The organism is Ligilactobacillus pobuzihii E100301 = KCTC 13174 (assembly GCF_000349725.1).
Taxonomy (GTDB): domain Bacteria; phylum Bacillota; class Bacilli; order Lactobacillales; family Lactobacillaceae; genus Ligilactobacillus; species Ligilactobacillus pobuzihii.
This window is the reverse complement of the sequence record NZ_KB714693.1, coordinates 176,333-196,293: the sequence shown is the minus strand read 5'-3', so window position 1 is coordinate 196,293 and position 19,961 is coordinate 176,333. Positions and strand designations below refer to the sequence as shown.

At 36.3% G+C, this 19,961-nt stretch carries 20 protein-coding genes and 2 pseudogenes; 10 read left to right on the top strand and 12 right to left on the bottom strand.

What is annotated here, in order from left to right; all coding sequences use genetic code 11:
• Positions 1-115: 115 nt before the first annotated feature.
• Positions 116-1,564, bottom strand: coding sequence for a catalase (locus tag LACPOB_RS0105000; protein WP_017867736.1), 1,449 nt, complete (start codon positions 1,562-1,564; stop codon positions 116-118).
• A gap of 167 nt (positions 1,565-1,731) precedes the next feature.
• Here LACPOB_RS0105000 and LACPOB_RS0104995 point away from each other — a divergent pair, with 167 nt between their 5' ends.
• Positions 1,732-2,280 (top strand): biotin transporter BioY, encoded by a 549-nt coding sequence (locus LACPOB_RS0104995; RefSeq protein ID WP_017867735.1) that lies wholly within the window; start codon positions 1,732-1,734, stop codon positions 2,278-2,280.
• A gap of 84 nt (positions 2,281-2,364) precedes the next feature.
• Here LACPOB_RS0104995 and coaE read toward each other — a convergent pair whose 3' ends face one another.
• Positions 2,365-2,961, bottom strand: coding sequence for a dephospho-CoA kinase (gene coaE, locus LACPOB_RS0104990; protein ID WP_017867734.1), 597 nt, complete (start codon positions 2,959-2,961; stop codon positions 2,365-2,367).
• Between the two features lie 120 nt (positions 2,962-3,081).
• On the bottom strand, positions 3,082-3,897 hold the full coding sequence (locus LACPOB_RS0104985) for a Cof-type HAD-IIB family hydrolase (RefSeq protein WP_017867733.1): 816 nt from the start codon (positions 3,895-3,897) through the stop codon (positions 3,082-3,084).
• 801 nt (positions 3,898-4,698) lie between these two features.
• Between LACPOB_RS0104985 and LACPOB_RS0104980 the strand changes: the two genes are divergently transcribed.
• From LACPOB_RS0104980 to LACPOB_RS0104965, 4 genes are all read left to right on the top strand, one after another.
• The gene (locus tag LACPOB_RS0104980; protein WP_017867732.1) at positions 4,699-5,886 is read left to right on the top strand and encodes an MDR family MFS transporter; all 1,188 of its coding nucleotides are present in this window, start codon (positions 4,699-4,701) and stop codon (positions 5,884-5,886) included.
• 174 nt (positions 5,887-6,060) lie between these two features.
• Positions 6,061-6,966, top strand: a complete 906-nt coding sequence (locus tag LACPOB_RS0104975) for a metallophosphoesterase (protein ID WP_017867731.1) — start codon at positions 6,061-6,063, stop codon at positions 6,964-6,966.
• 239 nt (positions 6,967-7,205) lie between these two features.
• Positions 7,206-8,033: a peptide-methionine (S)-S-oxide reductase MsrA gene (gene msrA / locus LACPOB_RS0104970; RefSeq protein WP_017867730.1), complete on the top strand. Its 828-nt coding sequence runs from the start codon at positions 7,206-7,208 to the stop codon at positions 8,031-8,033.
• A 225-nt stretch (positions 8,034-8,258) separates the two neighbouring features.
• The gene (locus LACPOB_RS0104965) at positions 8,259-9,842 is read left to right on the top strand and encodes a putative polysaccharide biosynthesis protein (protein WP_017867729.1); all 1,584 of its coding nucleotides are present in this window, start codon (positions 8,259-8,261) and stop codon (positions 9,840-9,842) included.
• On the opposite strand, the gene LACPOB_RS0104960 is transcribed toward LACPOB_RS0104965, so the two are convergent.
• From LACPOB_RS0104960 to LACPOB_RS11770, 3 genes and pseudogenes are all read right to left on the bottom strand, one after another.
• Positions 9,776-10,150 carry a hypothetical protein gene (locus LACPOB_RS0104960; protein WP_026142756.1) on the bottom strand — a complete coding sequence of 125 codons (375 nt, stop codon included), beginning with the start codon at positions 10,148-10,150 and terminating at the stop codon, positions 9,776-9,778. The two genes, LACPOB_RS0104965 and LACPOB_RS0104960, sit on opposite strands and share 67 nt — an antisense overlap.
• A gap of 2 nt (positions 10,151-10,152) precedes the next feature.
• On the bottom strand, positions 10,153-10,740 hold the full coding sequence (locus LACPOB_RS0104955) for a histidine phosphatase family protein (RefSeq protein ID WP_017867728.1): 588 nt from the start codon (positions 10,738-10,740) through the stop codon (positions 10,153-10,155).
• 305 nt (positions 10,741-11,045) lie between these two features.
• Positions 11,046-11,438, bottom strand: a pseudogene (locus LACPOB_RS11770) (GNAT family N-acetyltransferase).
• Between the two features lie 400 nt (positions 11,439-11,838).
• Here LACPOB_RS11770 and LACPOB_RS0104945 point away from each other — a divergent pair.
• On the top strand, positions 11,839-12,432 hold the full coding sequence (locus LACPOB_RS0104945; RefSeq protein ID WP_017867726.1) for a hypothetical protein: 594 nt from the start codon (positions 11,839-11,841) through the stop codon (positions 12,430-12,432).
• 230 nt (positions 12,433-12,662) lie between these two features.
• On the opposite strand, the pseudogene LACPOB_RS13010 reads toward LACPOB_RS0104945, so the two are convergent.
• The 4 genes and pseudogenes from LACPOB_RS13010 to LACPOB_RS0104925 all read right to left on the bottom strand — a co-directional run.
• Positions 12,663-12,903: pseudogene (locus LACPOB_RS13010) on the bottom strand (L-glyceraldehyde 3-phosphate reductase); the annotation flags it as partial.
• An 83-nt stretch (positions 12,904-12,986) separates the two neighbouring features.
• Positions 12,987-13,130 carry a hypothetical protein gene (locus LACPOB_RS12720; RefSeq protein ID WP_017867724.1) on the bottom strand — a complete coding sequence of 48 codons (144 nt, stop codon included), beginning with the start codon at positions 13,128-13,130 and terminating at the stop codon, positions 12,987-12,989.
• Complete coding sequence (locus LACPOB_RS0104930) at positions 13,123-13,392, bottom strand: hypothetical protein (RefSeq protein ID WP_017867723.1); 270 nt, start codon at positions 13,390-13,392, stop codon at positions 13,123-13,125. Before LACPOB_RS0104930 ends, LACPOB_RS12720 begins: the two co-directional genes overlap by 8 nt.
• Positions 13,393-13,477: 85 nt before the next feature.
• On the bottom strand, positions 13,478-13,984 hold the full coding sequence (locus LACPOB_RS0104925; RefSeq protein WP_017867722.1) for a dihydrofolate reductase: 507 nt from the start codon (positions 13,982-13,984) through the stop codon (positions 13,478-13,480).
• Between the two features lie 393 nt (positions 13,985-14,377).
• On the opposite strand from LACPOB_RS0104925, the gene LACPOB_RS0104920 reads away from it, so the two are divergent.
• The 3 genes from LACPOB_RS0104920 to LACPOB_RS12620 are packed head-to-tail and all read left to right on the top strand — an operon-like array spanning position 14,378 to position 17,160.
• Positions 14,378-14,851: a FeoA family protein gene (locus tag LACPOB_RS0104920; RefSeq protein WP_017867721.1), complete on the top strand. Its 474-nt coding sequence runs from the start codon at positions 14,378-14,380 to the stop codon at positions 14,849-14,851.
• Between the two features lie 2 nt (positions 14,852-14,853).
• Positions 14,854-16,965, top strand: coding sequence for a ferrous iron transport protein B (feoB, locus tag LACPOB_RS0104915; RefSeq protein ID WP_017867720.1), 2,112 nt, complete (start codon positions 14,854-14,856; stop codon positions 16,963-16,965).
• A 39-nt stretch (positions 16,966-17,004) separates the two neighbouring features.
• The gene (locus LACPOB_RS12620; protein ID WP_017867719.1) at positions 17,005-17,160 is read left to right on the top strand and encodes a hypothetical protein; all 156 of its coding nucleotides are present in this window, start codon (positions 17,005-17,007) and stop codon (positions 17,158-17,160) included.
• 178 nt (positions 17,161-17,338) lie between these two features.
• On the opposite strand, the gene LACPOB_RS0104905 is transcribed toward LACPOB_RS12620, so the two are convergent.
• Positions 17,339-17,812, bottom strand: coding sequence for a glutathione peroxidase (locus LACPOB_RS0104905; RefSeq protein ID WP_017867718.1), 474 nt, complete (start codon positions 17,810-17,812; stop codon positions 17,339-17,341).
• Between the two features lie 88 nt (positions 17,813-17,900).
• On the bottom strand, positions 17,901-18,155 hold the full coding sequence (locus tag LACPOB_RS0104900) for a hypothetical protein (RefSeq protein ID WP_017867717.1): 255 nt from the start codon (positions 18,153-18,155) through the stop codon (positions 17,901-17,903).
• A gap of 714 nt (positions 18,156-18,869) precedes the next feature.
• Between LACPOB_RS0104900 and pdhA the strand changes: the two genes are divergently transcribed.
• On the top strand, positions 18,870-19,961 hold the full coding sequence (gene pdhA, locus LACPOB_RS0104895) for a pyruvate dehydrogenase (acetyl-transferring) E1 component subunit alpha (protein WP_017867716.1): 1,092 nt from the start codon (positions 18,870-18,872) through the stop codon (positions 19,959-19,961).

Here is a 19,961-nt window from a genome sequence, read left to right as displayed (position 1 = left end):
GACCACTGTATCAACCAAACTTTTAATTTTTCACAATAAAAAAACTTTTATCATCTATCTATTGCAGCAATAAATAGTGATAAAAGTTTTTTGTACGGCCTATTTAGTTTTTAGTTTAATCTTTGATATCTTCAATTTTTAGTCCAAGGGCTTGAGCAACACGAGTTCCGTAATCTGGATCTGCTTGATAAAACTGCTTAGTTTCAAGGATCTTGACATTTTCGTCGTCCACGATTCCAAGATTTTCTTTGATCGTCTTAACCAGACGCTTCTTTTCGTCTTCACTCATTACGTTATATAAAGCACCTGCGTCAGAATAATTATCAGGCTCATATGGCTCGTAATTACCTGTTTGACCATCTAGTTGGTCACCATGAATTCTAGCGGACAAGTCTTCTGTCGGCCCATTCTTGCCATTTGGTTCATAGTTTACTTCTCCACCATGACCTTGTGACATGAAGCCATCGCGTTCATAATTTTTAACTTCATTAAGTGGACGATTAACCTTTAGTTGTTCATAATTGGCACCCAAACGATAACGAGCTGCATCTGTATAAGCAAATAAACGACCTTGCAACAACTTATCTAGTGAAGGTTCAATACCCGGTACAAGATTAGCTGGTGCAAAAGCAGCTTCTTCAACATCTTCGAAGTAATTTGTCGGGTTTTCATTTAAGGTAAATTCTCCAACTTCAACTAATGGATAGTCCTTATGTGAAACAACCTTTGTTACATCAAAAATATCATGTTTATAGTGCAGACCTTCTTCGTAAGGCAAAATCTGTACATATACCTTCCATGATGGATAATTTTTTTGTTCGATCGCATCAAACAAATCATGTAACAGATAATCAGTATCTTCACCAGCAGCTTTAGTAGCTACTTCATCAGTCATATTTTTTACACCCTGTTGACTGATAAAGTGATATTTGATCCAGTAAGCTTCGCCATCTTTATTGACCCACTTGTAAGTATGACTACCATAACCATTCATTGTTCGATAACTAGCTGGGTTCCCACGATCACCCATCAAATACGTGACTTGATGCACTGATTCAGGCGAATGCGCCCAAAAATCCCATTGCATATTATTGTCACGTAAGTGCGTCCTTGGGTCACGTTTTTGCGAATGAATAAAATCTGGAAACTTCAAAGGATCATTAATGAAAAATACTGGAGTATTGTTCCCAACTATGTCATAGTTTCCTTCTTGAGTGTAAAAACGTAAAGCAACTCCACGTACATCACGCAAAGTATCAGGATATCCTGCTTCCCCCGCTACTTGAGAAAAACGGAGGAAAATTGGTGTTTCCTTGCCAACACCATTAAACAGATCTGCCCGAGTATACTTTGACATGTCGTGGGTCAGCTTGAATGTGCCGTAAGCACCAGCACCTTTAGCATGAACAACTCGTTCTGGGATCCGTTCCCGATTAAAATGAGCTAACTTTTCCTGTAATTGATAGTCTTGCAATAAAACGGGTCCACGAACACCCGCAGTTTGTGAATGATTATTATCTGCCCATGGTTGTCCTGAAGCAGTTGTAATTTTATTATCAGACATCAAAATTCCCCCTTTTCAATTCTTAGAAACACCCTAAGCTTATCAAAAAATCAGTTGTTTGTAATTTAAATTGCTCAAAACATTCTAAAGTTGTTGGTAGGAAAGAAATATGTTATTTTATTGTTAACTATTTTACGTTACAAGGTTAACATTATGGAGGAGAAAATTTGAAAACTAAAGATTTAAGTTATGTTGCTTTAATGACATCAATTTTAATTATACTCGGGATCATCCCTGGGATCCCACTTGGCATCATTCCAGTCCCAATCGTTTTACAAAACTTAGGTATAATTCTAGCTGGGTTAATACTCGGGACAAAACGCGGAACCTGGTCGATTTTACTATTATTACTACTAGCAGCATTAGGATTGCCCGTTTTATCTGGTGGTCGTGGTGGCTTTTCGGTTTTTTTAGGCCCAACAGCAGGATATATGTTTGGCTGGGTACTAACACCACTCTTAATCAACTGGGGTTTATCTCTACTAAAGACTAACAAAAGATTTCTCTTACAATTTATAACGACATGGTGCGCTGCAGTTTTAACTACTGACTTGATCGGTACGTTGTGGTTGACCTGGCAAAATAATATGTCATTTACAACTGCATTATTGTCAAATATTGTTTTTCTACCTGGCGACACACTTAAAGTTCTCTTATCCTTATTACTGGCAAAAGCTTTGAATTCTCAGAGCTTTAGTCAAAATACATTACTATAGAAAAAACCAAAATGTTTCACGTGAAACATTTTGAATAAAAAAGTTCAGGAATTATTTGTCAGATTCCTGAACTTTTAAGCTATTCTAATTTAAAATATCTTCCAGTAAAATATCAACTTGTTGGTAAGTCTGCTCTTCACTCGCATCATTATTAACCACGAAGTCTGCCCTTTTCTTTCGTTCAGCTGGATCCATTTGACTATCAATCCGAGCCTGTGCTTCTTTTTGAGTAAAATCATTACGTCGCATTAAACGTCCCTTTTGTGTTTCTGGGCTAACGTCAACGACTAAAACAGCATCACAGTATTGTTCGCACTTACTTTCGAATAACAACGGGATATCGAGCACCACTAGATCGACGCCTTTTTCTTCAGCAAATTTAACTTGGTTTAACATTTCCTCTTTAATGAGTGGATGTAAAAGGCCATTCACAACATCCCTTTTTTTCTGATCATTAAAAATAATTTCACCTAAAGCTGCTCTATTTAGAGTGCCATCTTCATTTTGAATTTGCTTACCAAATTCACTAACCAACGCTAAAAGTCCCTTTGCTTCTGGTCGAACCACTTGACGTGAGACAATGTCAGCATCAATCACCACTGCACCTTGCTCATATAAATAATTACTGACTGTACTTTTTCCACTAGCTATTCCACCGGTTAAGCCTAGAACATATGTCATATTAAAGTCCCCACTTATCTGTAAAAATTCATTGTTTTTAACTACCAAAGTCCTATTTATATCTTTATTTTACAAGAAAAAAGTGGTAAAAGCTAATGACCTCCCTGATTCAAGCTGATACTAAGCACTAAATACAAGTTTGTCTAAAGCTTTAGCGATCCCATTACGATCATTAGAATCAGTCACATATGAAGCATGTTCTTTCGCTATTTTTGATGAATTTCCCATCGCCACAGCCTGCCCAGCAAAGTCAAACATTGGAATATCGTTTTGTTCATCCCCAAATACTATTATCTCTTCAGGTAAAATATTCAAACTATTCGCTAATTTTTCAAGTCCCAGACCTTTATTAACTGATGCATTCATGATCTCTAAAAAATTATTCGCTGCTCTTACTACATAGTTTTTTGTACCAAATTCCTGCTGGACACTTGCTTGTACTTGGTTTAAATCTTCAGTCTCTCCGACAAAGATACCCTTGACGATCGAAAAGTCCATGGGCATTTCTTCAGGTTCTCGAATTAAGATCCCTGCATTATTTTCCCAGGCTTGGATCACACTGACCCTATTCACATTATGATTGCTGGTATAAATATTGCCCTTACGGTCCAAAACATTATACTGTAACCCATGTTTTTTAGAATAAGTATCTATTTGTCGATAAACATCGTTATTTAATCCAGCTTCAGCAACTACCTTACCTGTCACTGATTCAACGACACTTCCATTATAGGTAACCACATATTGATCATCACCAGTAATTTTTAGCTCCTTTAGGAAAGGAGCTACACCAGGTAACGGACGTCCCGAACATAAAACGACTTTTATACCTTGCTTCAGTGCCTTTTGCAATGCTTCTTTCGTGCTGGGTAAAATTTTCCCCGTTGAATCCAATAGCGTATCATCTATATCAAGCGCAATTAATCTAATAGACATTGTTTTTCTCCTTTTTGATCACGCTTTCATTATAATTTATTGGTATCTATTTATCAAGAACCAATAAAAAGTGCCCACCTTAATATTAAGATAGACACCAGTGATAATATTTTATTAATGACACAAAAAAACCAGCAACCCATGCTAACCTTTCATCACCGCGATAAATTTTATAATTTTCTTTTACATTATCGGTGATCCGTTATCATGACCTGCTGGTCTGGTTATTTGAAAGGAGTTCTTCATCCCATCATTCACCTGCGAACTATTTCCTCTGACCGTGTCGGAAATAGCTTATACCTCTTAAATCAATTGGTATGATGTTGAAGCTTAATCATACCGCCGTGGGATTTAGCCCCTTTCCAACTCTTATACTACACTAATTTTCAATAAATGCAAGCGTTTTCTTTATGTTTTTTGAATTTTCTCTGACTACTACAAAATGCGAAACAAAGACAAAGTGATTCCCTTATGTTAAGATAATTATCGGTGTTTTATGAGTTTAGTTTTGACGTACAATTTAAACTAAAGTTTAAACACGACGATAATAATTATACTTATCAGTTCATAGTCTATGGCATTAATATATATTTTAAATAGCCTTGAATTAGAAAAAAGCCCAATGTGACGGTACTCAAACAGCACCGGGATATTGAGTTTTTAATTTTGGCCAAGTTATTTACGCTGTCTCAGATGATACGTATGTTCAGCAATTAATTAAACTTTATTTATCTTATTATCAAACTACAACGAATTGGCCTTAACCTAATTCACTATTTTTTATTTAAGGGGGATAATATTTTGCAACAACAAACAGGGATGCCAGCTAAGTGGTTATTTGCCGGTTCATTTTTAGCAAATACCGGTACAAGTTTTATCTGGCCACTCACAACTATTTATTTACATGACACACTAGGTAAAACTTTAATTACAGCCGGACTTGTTTTATTATGTAATTCACTATGTGTCGTTTTGGGAAACACGGTCGGTGGTTATCTATACGATCGTTGGTCCCACTTTAAAACAATTTTAGTCGGAAGTTTTATTGTGATCGGCGCTAGCACATTTTTAATGTTTAATAATGGCTGGCCCGCCTTCCCTATCGGCCTTGTCATGTTGGGCTTCGGGAATGGCTTAAATCTCACTTGTATTAATTCATTTGCCACCGAAGTTAAAAACCAACGTACAAGTTATATTTTTAATATTATATATTTCATGAGTAACCTTGGAATGGTGATCGGTACTTTAATGGTTGGATATATCTTACCTTATGGAATTAGTCGAGTCTTCGCTGTTTCAACGGTCCTATTTATTATTTTTGGAACCATCGTCGTTTGCTTTTACCGCAATCATGAAGGAGAAGGGGCTAATATAAGCCACAATGGACATGGCGATTCACTTCCAAAGCCAGCAAAATTAACACCCGACAAATTATGGCCTTTATTTTTATTATTATTCAATATCGTCATTCTGTGGATATTCTATGAGCAGTGGCAAAGTAATATTGCCACTTTCATGGTCGAAAATGGTTTAAGTATCAAGCATTACAGTTCCGTTTGGACTTTGAATGGTGTCATGATCGTATTGATCCAGCCATTTATGACATATTTTGACGAATGGTTAATGAGCCATTTGCATATGCGCTTATACGGTGGATTATCTCTGATTGGTGCTTCATTTTTAGTTTTGATCGTAGCTGGAAACCACTACTTCTTATTTCTGACAGCTATGGCCATCCTAACGATCGGTGAGATCTTGGTTAACCCAGCTGCATCCACCTTTGTTAATAATATTAGTCCGATGGGCCAAAAAGGGCGATTCCTGGGTGCACTAGCTAGTTCTATTTCATTTGGACGGGCATTAGGGCCAATTATCGGGGCGGTAGTTATCCAATATATTTCATACACTAGCCTATTTGTGATAGCTACTATTTGTATTTGGCTTTCTGTTTTAAGCTTTGCTGGGATCAATAAACATTACCTTAGATAAATCTTTACCAACACACAGTATCTATTAGCTGTGTGTTTTTCTATAGCAGTAAATATTTGCGAGAAGACTAAGCCTAGAAATTGACTAGTAAGCTTGGATAAGATAAGTTAGATTTATTGAGCAAAAACAGAAAAAATTAGTTATAAATAACTCGAAAGAAAAGTAGGCAACAAAATGGGAAAATTAGCAATCATATCAGATATTCACGTTGATATTAATAAATTCACACTGCATGACCTGATCGAGATCGGGTCTTATATTAAAGATAACGGTGCCACTAGGTTACACATCGCGGGAGATATCACCAACCATTTTCACCGCGAAGGAAATGAGATCATTCAAACACTGAACTCAGTAATACCCACCACCTTCAATTTTGGCAACCACGATATGTTAGACACTAACAGTATCGAAAATAATCAAACACCAGGTTTCTTAAACTTTGAACCACTGCCATTAAATTCTGATACAGTTTTACTTCCATTTAACGGCTGGTATGACTATGGTTTTGCTAAAGGGGAAACAAACGAACAACCAGCCAATGAAATTGTCGCTAACTACAAAAATAAATATTGGATCGATAAATTTATCAAACGTTCTGAAAGTGATCCGATCATCAGTAAAAAACAAGCACAACATTTAGCAGGTCTGTTAGACAGTTTTCGTAAACAAGACAAGCGAGTAATAATTGCCACTCATTTTGTGCCACGACAAGAGTTTATTATGTATCCTACGCCCTTTAATCGGAAAGCTGTTACTTGGCGTGCCTTAGGCGGTGTCTTGGGTAGTAAGGAAATTGGTGATGTAATTTCAGATTACAGTGATACTGTAACCGATGTAGTTTTCGGTCATATTCATGCACGCGATGGTGTTAAAAAAATTAATAACGTGAACTGGCATTGCCGTCCGATCGGATATCGGTATGAATGGCAATTTACCAAGAAATGGTTAAGTGACTATGACAAACCACAAAACTTCCATTTTGCCAAACACCCTGATCAACAAAGTAAATTCCTTGATGATATGCGCTGTAACTGGGATCAAGTTTTAGACAATGCGTTCACACTATTTGATTATTGAAAATAATTTTAAAGCACCTTTTCCAAACACTAGTTGATCTAGTGTTTTTTCTTACTTGAATTTACATTTTTCTAATATTTCAGGATACTCTAAAATAGCAAAATAATAGATAAGTACTATCCATTCAAAGTAAATCATCATACAACTTTAATGATAGACAGTGTTAACATCAAACTTTATGACGCTTGTTATCCTAATATTGGAAAATCATAGCATAGCTACAAAAGGAGTGTTTTATCATGAATAAGAAAGAAACACTACAAACACTAGTTACATTGATCCAAAATTCGGCCACTCGTAATTGGGGAAAAAAACTATTAACAAAAGCTGCGGAGAATCTTATAAATGATAAATCAACTAAAATAACTCTCGAAAGACTTGAATTTAATTTACGTCCATTAGCAACAAGAAATAACCTAACACCCGCAGTAGCCGATTTTTATTTACGTTTGATCAGTGATCCAGCTGGAAAAATGCAATTTGATTACAGTACTCATTATCAGCCTGACTCACCATTTCAGCACAGAGCTATTTTCTCCGGCGGTTGTTTTTGGTGCTTAGTTGAGCCCTTCAACACTAAGCCTGGGGGTAAATCAGTCGTATCTGGTTATACTGGGGGTTATACTGAATATCCAACTTACGCTCAAGTTGGTTCACATCAAACCGGACATGTCGAAGCTGTTGAAATTATCTATGATTCACGACTTATCAAATACCAAGAAATTTTAGAAATATACTGGCAAATGATCGATCCAACAGATGCAAGCGGACAATTTGACGATCGAGGTGACAACTATCTGCCAGCTATTTTCTATACTAACCATGAGCAATATGAGATAGCTGCCACTTCAAAAAGGGCTCTGCAAAAATCTGGTAAATATGCTAAACCAATCGTGGTCCCTATCAAACCAGCCACTTCTTTTTGGCCAGCAGAAAATTACCACCAGGATTTCTATAAAAAATTTAAGTCAAGGTATCGGCGCTTAAAGCGAACACGTGCACAAATTTTATTTTTTCTCCATTTACATGCCAAATTCAGGGAATTCTTCCATAAAACAGATAAGTAGGTTTATAATAGTTTTTGTTTACCTCCTTAGTTGAAAAAGGTTTTTAACTTTTGATCGTTCTCTTATACGAACTATCTTCCAGTATCCTTAGATTTCCATGTTAGATTGCTTTTTATTCAGTAATCACACTGAACTACTACCATCCTCTTTCCAGCTAATAATAACCCGGGAAATAATGTACAAAAAATGCGTTTTAAAAAATCAGTAAGTTAGGTGTGTTTTTCATTGAATAGAAAAATGTTGTCTGGGTCTTTTTGGCTTTCTTTTGGAAGTATATTTTCACGTGCACTTGGTGTCGTCTACCTTATTCCTTGGCTTTACATGATGGGATCAGCTCACAATATTACAACGGCACAAGCACTTAACAACTCTTCTTACACAATTTATGCAATTTTTCTTTCGTTAGGCACTGCTGGTTTCCCGTCAGGAATTGCCAGACGCGTCGCTATGTATAATGGCCAAGGAAAATTTAAAAATAGTCAAAAACTATTTCGGACGGGTTTTTGGCTAATGGTCATTTCCGGTTTAGCCTTTGCAGTCTTGCTGTATTTTTTAGCACCTTTTTTTGCAAAAAATACCCCTGTCGTGTCACAACACGATTCAACGCTCGCAATCAGAAGTTTAGTTCCGGCAGTAGCCGTGTTGCCTTCAATGAGTATCATTCGGGGCTGGTTCCAGGGTAATCAAGATCTCCAGCCTTTTGGAATATCTCAACTATGGGAACAAATATTTCGCATTATTTTCATTTTGGCTAGCACGTATTTACTGATCTATCAATTTCACATTAGCTATGTGGTGGCCGTCTATTATAGTGTATTTGCAGCTTTTGTCGGGGCACTAGCAAGTTATATCTACTTAATACACCATTATTATAAACAAATACCGCTTTACCGCGCGGAAGAAAGCAAAAGCCACGCCCTTGACTTGCATGGGATCAAGCATATTCTTTTCATGATAGCCTATGAATCAGTTCCCTTTGTGATCGTTGGTGCTGGGATCACTTTATGTCAAATTATTGATCAACTTTTTTTCAAACAGATCATGCAAAGTATGCTTCATAAAAGTGCCGAATACACTCAATATATCTACACGATTTTTTCAGCTAACCCTTCTAAGATCACAGCTGTCATTATTGCTTTAGCGACAGCTTTGGCTGAAACCAGTTTACCTTTGATTGCGGCCAAAAATGCAATTCATGATCATGTCAGTATCAAGAAGTTATTAGAACAAAATTTACCTTTTCTGCTATTTGTATTATTTCCAGCAGCAACTATGCTGGGAGTCTTATCGCCTGAAATCAATGGTATATTTTTTACTTATGATTCTAATGGCGCATTATTTTTGTACGTTAATATATGGCAAAGCGTCATTATGGCAATTGCGATCAACGGATTAACACTTTTGCAATCACTTCATTACAGTCGCAAAGCTATGACTTATCTGCTGCTTGGTTTGATCACCAAGATCGTGTGCCAACTACCGCTAGTTTACTATTTCCAAGGAATGGGGGCGGTCATGGCCACCGCAGTCGCTTTTAGTGTTGTTTGTCTTTTAAGTTATCATAAGATTCATGAACAATTTGGATTTAGCTTACGTCATTTAATACCGATCATTATTGTGAATGTTGTTTATTTTGTTTTTATCACATTACTTACCTTATTAGCTAGACAGGTTTATTTACCAGCTGGTAAGGTCTCGGGATTTATCTTTTGTGGCATAATCGGTGTGATTGCTTTGTTAATTTACATTCTTTTAGCAAATAAATTAGGCTTATCAGAACGACTTTTTGGACGAGATATCGGAAAGTAAAACAATAAAAATAGGGTAATGGCAACTCCAATTATATCTACCATTACCCTATGTTTATTTTGTTTTTTACCTGCCAAAATCCAACCAACTGTCAAATTAGCTTTACTGATAGTTTTGTCAGTCTCATATGCTTTATCATGAGCTAAAGAGAAATACTTACGTTGCTCATCTTCCAACTTAATTTCTATCCAATACAAATTACGCACTGTTGATAGTAATCTTGAAAGAGCTGACAAGAAATTTGAACATGGGAAACCAGCAGACATTCCTTTCCCTTGTTCTTTTCCGACCGTCCTGGCATCAATCACTATTAAAGTTCTTTCACGTTGATTGTTTTAATAAACTCAAAACCTTTTTTTGAATAAACAAATTTTAATATACAACAATTATGAAAATCCGTCACATGCCGCTGTATTTCCTCAAAGGAAAGCCATTTTTGTAAAAACATAAAACAAGCACCTCCGTGACTAACCGCTAAAACACGGTTATGGTCAGGCCGTTCCATGATCGCAGTTAAAGTTTGGTTCATTCTTTCTTGAACTTGCAAGTCCGATTCGCCGCCATATTGGACAAAAAAATCACCATAAGAATGACGGCTAGAATCATCTTTGGGATTAAGTTGCTCGCTTTGTCCTTCGAAAACACCAAAATTCCACTCTTTTAATCCCTTTAGCCTTTTGTAAGGTTGTTTAGTAATGTTTTCAAGTGTATCGCAAGCTCGTTCTTGTGTTGAAGCATAGGCATGATCAAAATTTAGATTTATTTGCTTAAAATAACGTCCAACTTCTTGAGCGTCTTCAATTCCTTGGGCCGTCAGCGGAGAATCACTGGCACCTTGAATCCGGTGTAACTGGTTAAATAAAGTCTTACTATGACGCATTAAGTAGAGTTCTTTCATGATAAAAATTCCTTTCCGCTTACTCAAAATCAATATTGTCTGACATTTTCTAGGTACTAAGCTGATTTAAATGTAAATAGTCTAAGGGATTTTTCTATTGCGACTTTTAAATATAAACAGTTTTTATCCCTTGTCATTTGGCGTTGAAAAGATTTTGTGTGTCTTAAAAATAATCCCTATTTAAATATATTCATTTCCCTTTAGATAAAACTCTATCAAAAATAACGGTTGCATTAAATACTAATTTAGCTTTGTCTTTTTTTATTACTACATAGTGAGTTTTAAAAATATCTCTATTTATTAAATCAATTAAGTATTTTCCCTAGTCGTATCATATCTTTCAAAATAAGATTGTTTTCAACAATTTCATTATCATAATGAATCGTAAAGAAATCTTAATCAATTTCAAGACACTTGTAATTATAATGGTGTGCGTATTTTTCAGCAAAGCTAAGTAACTGTTGGCCAATTCCCCTATTTCTTTGTTCTGAAATAACAGCAATATTAACTATTTCCAAAGTTTCAGGATGAGTAGGCAAAAGAGCTAATACTCCTACTAGCTCATCATTATAAGTTGCATCGAAACAAAAAGAACGCTGCAAATAGGTGTTTACTAATTCTTTATTAGGATCCGCTTCAAGTAGTAGAGCATAATGCTGGTTTGTCAATGTATCTGAGACTTTAATGTTAGGCCTCATGCTTTCTCCTTAGTGAAGGTCTATTTCTCACAGATAGGCCCCTCGTAATTGTTTTTACTATAGCACATTTATTGGATACCTAACTGCACGATACTAGCAAATACCTTTTTTGAGCAAACTAAAATTTTAAATAACCTATTACTCACGATCAACTATTTGACCTTAACCTTACATGATGCATTTATACTTTGTTTTTCTTACTATTTTCCAAAATAAAATTACTCTCACAATATATTTGCTCCACTCTACTCATTAGGTAAATGTAATAAATTAAATAAGTTTTAAGATAGTGATTTTTGTGCTTTTTTTATTGTTTTATTTGTTCCATTGTTGTATTATCCAGATAATTAATGATCATTAATAATATCTGACACCGGACTTTATGAAAGGAGAAAGATATATGAAATCTGTTAACCTATTTTTAGGTGCTGCAACAATAGCGTTGCTGGGTGGCTGGACTCAAAGCACCAACGCTGACACAAGCCAACAAAACACTGCGATCAAGACAAGCCAAGTAGCGCCTCAACAAAAAACAGTAAGTGATCAAAAGGTAGATAAAGTAGATAAGAGTGCTCTACAACTTGATGTAAATGGTGCACAAAGTTATCTCAAACAAACGGACTACTATTCAAAAACTTCTTTAGATAATTTGGAAAAGAAAATGGAACTTGGTAATGCTGGTCTGAGGAGTGACACAGTATCTCAACAAGACATTAACAACAAAAGCCGCGATATTATTAACGCTGTTAGAGATCTTAAACCATCACCAAATACAGGTAAGGTCGATAAAAGTGTCTTACAAACTTATGTCTATGGGGCACAAAATTATCTCAAACAAACAGGCTACTATTCAAAAGCTTCTTTAGAAAACTTGGAAAAGAAAGTGGAGCTTGGCAATGCTGACCTTAGGAGTGATACAGTTTCGCAAAAACAGGTCAATTCTGCAGCTAGTGGTATTTTAAATGCCGTTAGACAGTTAGAACCTCAAGAGTAATAACAAAAAGTTTTTTCTAGCCTATCGTCAATTTGGAAATAAAAAAGCGACAGGATCAATCTTTAATGTAATTGATCTTGTCATTTTTTATAGTCACAGATACTTTATCCATTACAAAAATTTTACTTCTTATGCCAATCAATTTGCGGTTGGTCGTCCAAAATTCGATCGATCTGTGTTAATTCTCGACTCGAAAATTCTAAATTATGCAAAGCATTATAGTTATCAACCAACTGCTGTGGACGACTAGCCCCAATACTTGAACCCCAATACCGTACGGCCCACGCCACATTTCACAACCCGCTTTAGAAGAAATGATCATTTCATCACGATAATTTTTCATATTATCATTCATGAGCTTCCCAAAGTTTTCTTCAGCACTCCCTGGAACTGGGCCATAATTATTTGCCAAAAGCCTAGTCTAATTATCGATAGCTTTAATACACTATTACCTACTTGATCATAGACCATGTCCTTGTACCGATCAAGATATACCGATGTACGTTTAAACCACCTCTTCTTGTTCTTTAAACATCATCTGTAATTTGTTTTGCTCAAATTTCCTTGACTAATTCTATATTGTTATTTTTCACCGCTTTGTCAGGCTCAAAAGATTCTCTTCCAAAATAAAGTGATGCCAGTAACAAAAAAAGTAATGCTATCAATAACGCTTTTAATAAACCTTTACTATCACGCATTAGTGTTCTCTGCTTTCGTCGCTAAAAACAAATTCTGAATCGTTTTACGTTGCTTGCTGCTAATTTTTTGGTGGTCAATACAGTGTAAAATGATCGTATAAGCCGGAAATTTGTGTTGTGGTACAAAGTTGTCTAATTCTTTTTGGTCCGCACAATCCGCAATTACTTGACAAAACTCCATGTCTGTCAATGGTTCTAGATAAGATTTCAATTCTTTAGGGTCAACACTTTGATTAATTTTTTCTTTCAAATCCATTAACATTACAATCGCCCCATTCTATTCTTTCCTTATCCTAAAAAAGGGTTACTCACATTGGAGTTACCCTCATCTTATATCTCAATTACTATTAGTCACTTGCTGGTTCAACCCGCATAAAATGCTCGAAATGATACGGGTATGGATTTTTTTCATCTACTTTACCCTCAACGAAATCGCTCAGCATAAAATGTGAATAGTCGATTTCTGGCATATACGTGTCTACCGCAAATTTATGGTCGATCGTTGTACGATAAAGATCAGTCACATAAGGTAAAAAGTCCTTAAATAGTTGGACTCCACCAATAATAAACATGTTCTGACTAGGCTGCCTGGTATAATATTCTAAAACTTCTCTAATACTATGAAAGACAACCACTCCTTCAGGAAAGTTTTTTTCATCCTGTGACGTCAAAACAATATTCTTACGATTATGCAAAGGGTGCTTAAAACTTTCAAATGTTTTTCTACCGGCAACTATCGTATTTCCTGTTGTCCTATCTTTAAAAAATTTCATGTCAGCTGGCATATGCCAAGGTAATTGGCCTTGATAGCCGATCCCATGATCACTATCTTCTGCCCAAATAAAAGCTAGCATTTAACCGACCTCCTTTTAGTTCTTCCTTACATTCTTAATCATACACTCTACATGTTAAATCGGCATTAATTTTGTCAAATTGTTTCACGTGAAACAATTTGCTCTGAAAATACGATCTTTGTTGTAAGTCAGACTATCAGCTAACTCCTTATCCTAAGATTGGTATTAGTCTATTTTATTTCCATACAAGTGTCAAAAACAAGATATTTTAAATTTATCAAATTATGTTCTTGTTATATTTCACAATACTTACACCCTTCCAAATCCTTGTCAAAACAAACATTACTACTTACAATTATTATTTTTTGAAGATACATTGAAGTTTTATTCACATTATGCTATTTTTAACCTAAATGAAAATGATTCTCAATTATAATCAAAGAAAGAAAAACTATGGCAACGCTGATCAATGGAAAAACCAATCATAAATACATTGTTACTAAAATCACTGGTGAGCATGCTTTAACTATACGATTAGCTGAAATGGGTTTAAGCACCGGAAAAGTGATAACGGTGGTCAGCCCCACTAAAAATGAGAGTGGACTAGTGATTTATCTCGCAGGACAGCGCTTGGCAATTAGCGTTTCTTTATCTAAACTGATAGAAGTCACTTCCTTGGATGAGCAAGAAAATACAAGTCCAGTTCCCTTAACTGACATTTCTATACATAATTCTTGTATTATTTATCAGTTAAATGGTGATAAAGCCGTGCGTAAACGCTTGATGGATATGGGGTTGACCCGAAACACTCTGATTCAAGTTTACCATATTGCTCCTTTAGGTGATCCAATCGAATTACAAGTCCGTGGTTACAAGTTAAGTATTCGTAAAAGTGAAGCCACACAGATTTTGGTAAAGAAGGTATAATTATGAACCTAATTGCTCTTGCTGGTAACCAAAACAGTGGAAAAACCACACTATTTAATGAACTAACAGGTACTAATCAATACGTGGGTAACTGGCCGGGCGTGACCGTAGAAAAGAAAATGGGACATCTAAAAAATGACAAACAACTGATGCTACTTGACCTACCCGGTGTTTATTCTCTTTCTCCTTATACACTAGAAGAACGGATCTCACGTAAATATCTGATCGAACAACCTCCCGATATCATCTTAAACATCTTAGATAGTACTAACTTAGAGCGTAACTTGTATCTGTCCTTGCAGCTAATGGAAACTGGTTTACCTATCGTCTTAGCTTTAAATATGTGGGATCTGTTAAAAAAACAAAAACGCACTATCAACTTAAAAAAGATGGAATATTTACTTTCTGTCCCCGTTATCCCCTTAAGCGCTGTTAAAAAGGAAAACATCTCTGGTCTAGTGACACAGGTAAAAAAAGCTGCACAAGAGCCTCCAAAATATACCTACCCTGAATATGACAATCGCTTAGAATCTGCCTTAGAAATGATCAGTCAACAAATTCAAGATCATGTGGCTCCTTCTAAACTACGCTGGTACGCGATCAAATTTTTCGAACGTGATGAGAAAGTTATCCAAAAGATCAAACTAACTTCACACCAACAACAAGAAGTGGAAGATATTATCACAACTGCAGAAAATATCTTTGCTGAATCTAGTGACAGCATCATTGTCAATGCTCGATACGATTATGTGGCACAGATCATGGCAATGTGTGTGATTGATCGCAATGACTTTCAAATGAGTCTCAGTGATAAAATCGACCGGATCGTAACTAATAAATGGCTAGCTTTACCAATTTTTGTATTAGTTATGTGGTTAGTTTATTACTTATCGATTCAAACGATCGGCACTTTCGGAACTGATTGGGTCAATGATGTTTTATTTGGCCAGTGGATCCCAGATATAACTAGCGATCTTTTAAATACATGGCATGTTTCTGCTTGGATGAAAGGTCTGATTTTAAACGGGATCATCGGAGGTGTTGGTTCTGTACTTGGTTTTGTTCCACAAATTATGATGCTTTTTTTCTGTTTAGGTCTCTTGGAAGACTGTGGTTACATGGCGCGGATCGCTTTTGTGATGGACCGAATATTCCATCGTTTCAACCTTTCTGGTAAATCTTTTATCCCCATGTTGATCTCAACCGGTTGTGGCGTACCGGGCATCATGGCCACACGAACTATTGAATCTGAAAAGGACCGCAAAATGACGATCATGTTGACCACTTTTATGCCCTGTTCAGCTAAACTAACTGTGATCGCAATGATTTCTGGAACTTTTTTCACTCAACAAAGTTGGGTCGCTCCGTCGGCTTATTTTATTAGTATGTTAGCGGTGGTGGGATCAGGTATCTTTTTAAAGAAGACCCGCATGTTTGCTGGACCACCGCAACCATTTGTAATGGAACTTCCAGCATATCATTTTCCTCGTGCAAGCAATATCTTGCACTATGTTTGGAGTCGCAGTAAGAGCTTTGTTCAAAAAGCTGGAACGATCATTTTTGCTTCGTGCTTTATCATTTGGTTTCTCTCCAATTTTAACTGGCAAATGCATATGGTCGATCAAAATCATAGTATTCTAAAATCTATTGGAAGTGTGATCGCACCCATTTTTGCACCGCTTGGTTTTGGTGACTGGCGCACGACTGTAGCAACTCTAGCCGGATTGATCGCCAAAGAAAATTGTGTGGGGACTTTACGATTAACCTTTGGCAGTAACTCAGCGCAATCATTTGTACAAACGCTAACTAGCACTTTTACACCCATGGCAGGATACGCATTTTTAGTCTTTAACCTATTGAGTGCACCGTGTTTCGCAGCTATTGGCACAATGTATAAAGAATATGGAGATAAACGTTGGACTGTACGTGCGGTATTTTACCAAACATGTCTCGCATATATTGTGGCGCTTTCGATTTATCAATGTTGGTTAATTTTAGTCGGTAATTTTACTACAACTAACATCTTATATGCCACTATGGGAGTCTCGCTTATCATATATGGATTAGTGGTAAAAAAGGAAAAGTCATCTGTTAAAAAGCAAGCACTGATCTAAATTTTTCGCCAAATATAACTGAAAGAAGGTTTTAAAAAGATGGTAGCAACAATAATTTTAGGGGTCTTGATTTTTGGTTTTTTTGCATATGTAGTTTATCAAAAATTTATCAAGAAAAATGGTTCTAATTGCCACTCTTGTGTCGATATTGGTTGTCCCTTAGCTGACACATCTAAAATGAAGAGAAAAAAATAATTCTGCCACTTTACCGTGCAGACAAAATCTGTCCAAATACTATAAAACAAAAACAACTCAAAGCTGGGACATAACTAGTTCTAAAAAGGCCGCTGATTTAACCCATTAAATGGGTTAAATCGACGACCTTTAAACGTGTTCCAAAAGATGTTTTGTCTCTCTTGAGTTTTACATAAATTCATTCAACTGATAAAGCCTTTTTTATTGCCTCGACCATTTTCTCTGGTTTAGTTGTCGGAGCATAACGATGGATCAAGCGACCATCACGTCCAATTAAAAACTTAGTGTAATTCCACTTAATATTGCCGTGACCAGATTCATCTTTCAAATAAGTGAACAATGGGTCTGACCCATCGCCATTTAATTGCACCCTTTTTGTCATTGGGAATGTGACCCCATAGTGAACTTGACAATAATCATTCGCTTCATCATCAGTTTCTAATTCCTGGTGAAATTGATTTGACGGTAGTCCCAATACTTCTAACCCTTGATCATGATATGTCTGATAAATTTTTTCTAAACCTTTAAGCTGTGGTGCAAGTCCACACTTACTAGCTGTGTTAACAATGATCACCACTTTACCTTCGTAATTTTTTAAAGACAGTTTTTGACCATTCATTTCTGTTTCATCAAAATCATAAATTTGTGTCATAATCAGCCTCTCCTCTTTTTTCCTAGCTTAGTAATATCGCAAATTTACTTAATTAACAAACAATATATCCTTCTATCCCAGATCCTTATCATTTTCTTATATTAACATTCACGAAAGTTGCAATTTGTCGTGACGAAACTTGTGGTAATTCCAGTTTCATTGGTGGTAATTCACGCGTCAAACTATAGTCGACAATAAATTTGTATGCTACGCGCAACGCTTCGAGCACACTATTTGCTTGGCAAAATGTTCCAAAATCAGGTAAAAAAACTAGATACTGATAATATTCATTATTTGTCTCATGTGTTATCACAACCGGGTAAGCCACAAATTTATCTGCCATAAAAAATCTCCCCTTAATAAAAACAAGGTGAAGTGAGCTTGTTCAGAATTCGAGCACTATCGGACTTTAAACAAGACATCGTGGTTTTTGATGTATTGTTTAAAGTTGGATAGGCGCAGACTTCTAGCTCACGTAACCTGACTAAAAACAGAGTGGAACAAGTCGCTTAAGGCTCGAGCACTATCGGACATTGACACCACATCCTAAAAACCGGATATGTTGTCAATGTCCGATAGGCGGAAAAACTTGACTTGAGCAACTCGATTAAAATTAACTACTTCTATAATATGCTACCTGGTTTCAAAAACAAAACTTCAATTTTTACGCATTATTTACGAATTTCAGGATCCATACTCTAAAAGTTTGTGAATTTTCGTGGATGCCAAACTTTTTTATCTAAAATAAAGTAAGAGTTCGGATTTTATCGTTGCCTTAGCAAGAAGCCTAAAATAAGTTGTAACAAGCTTTAGGATTTAGTTATTTTTTTTGATAGTATCAAAACAGCTTGAGTGAAACCGTTCACATATTAACGGTTTAAAAACTAATTTTTATGTGCCTTTCCTTTAATTAAAGCAATCAAAAAAATAAATATAATGTGCATAATTTGTTAAAGTTTACATTTGTACAAAAACGTATTAGCATTAGGGATGAAAGCGTTATGTTAAGGCTTTTCATAGTATCATTAGCAAGTTTTCGAGGAGGGAAAATTTACAAATGAAAAAAATAGATTTTGAACAACTCAAGAGTACTCCAAATACTGAGACCCTCAGCATTTTGGATGAATCCGGTCAAGTCGTCAACCAAGATTTAATGCCAGATCTTTCAGACGAAGAATTAACTGAATTATTTAAACAAATGGTTTGGTCTCGTGTCTTAAATGAACGTTCAACTAAATTAAATCGCCAAGGTCGGTTAGGTTTCTTTGCACCAACATCTGGTGAGGAAGCTAGTCAGATCGGTTCTAATTTCGCAATGACAACAGATGATTTTATTCTCCCCGCATACCGTGATGTACCCCAATTAGTACAACATGGTCTCCCACTTTATCAGGCATTTCTATGGTCTCGTGGTCACGTTGATGGCAACAAGTATCCAGACAATTTTAACGCTGTGCCACCACAGATCATTATCGGTGCCCAATATGTTCAAACAGCCGGAGTTGCTTTAGGTATTAAGAAAAACGATAAAAAAACTGTAGCATACACTTATACTGGTGATGGCGGTACTTCCCAAGGCGACTTCTATGAAGGTATCAACTTCGCAGGTGCATTCCAAGCTCCAGCGATCTTCTTTGTACAAAACAACGGCTACGCTATCTCTGTCCCACGTGAAAAACAAACTGCTGCCCCTGCTTTGTCACAAAAAGCTGTCGCAGCTGGTATCCCTGGGATCCAAGTTGACGGGATGGATGCTTTGGCTGTTTATACAGCAACTAAAGCCGCTCGTGACTGGGTAGCAGCCGGCAATGGTCCTGTTTTGATCGAAACTTTAACTTATCGTTACGGTCCACACACATTATCTGGTGACGATCCCAAACGTTACAGAACATCAGCAGAAGTTGATGACTGGCAACGTAAAGATCCATTGATCAGAATGCGTAAGTATCTGACAGATAAAGGTATCTGGTCAACAGATCAAGAAAAAGTTTGGGAAGATGAAGTCAACAAACAAATTGACGAAGCAATCAAGAAAACTGAAAGTATTGCACCACAAAAAGTCAGTGACTTCCTGAAGAATACGTTCATCGACACCCCACCTACGATCAAAGCGGAGATCGATGCTTATACTGCAAAGGAGAGTGACTAA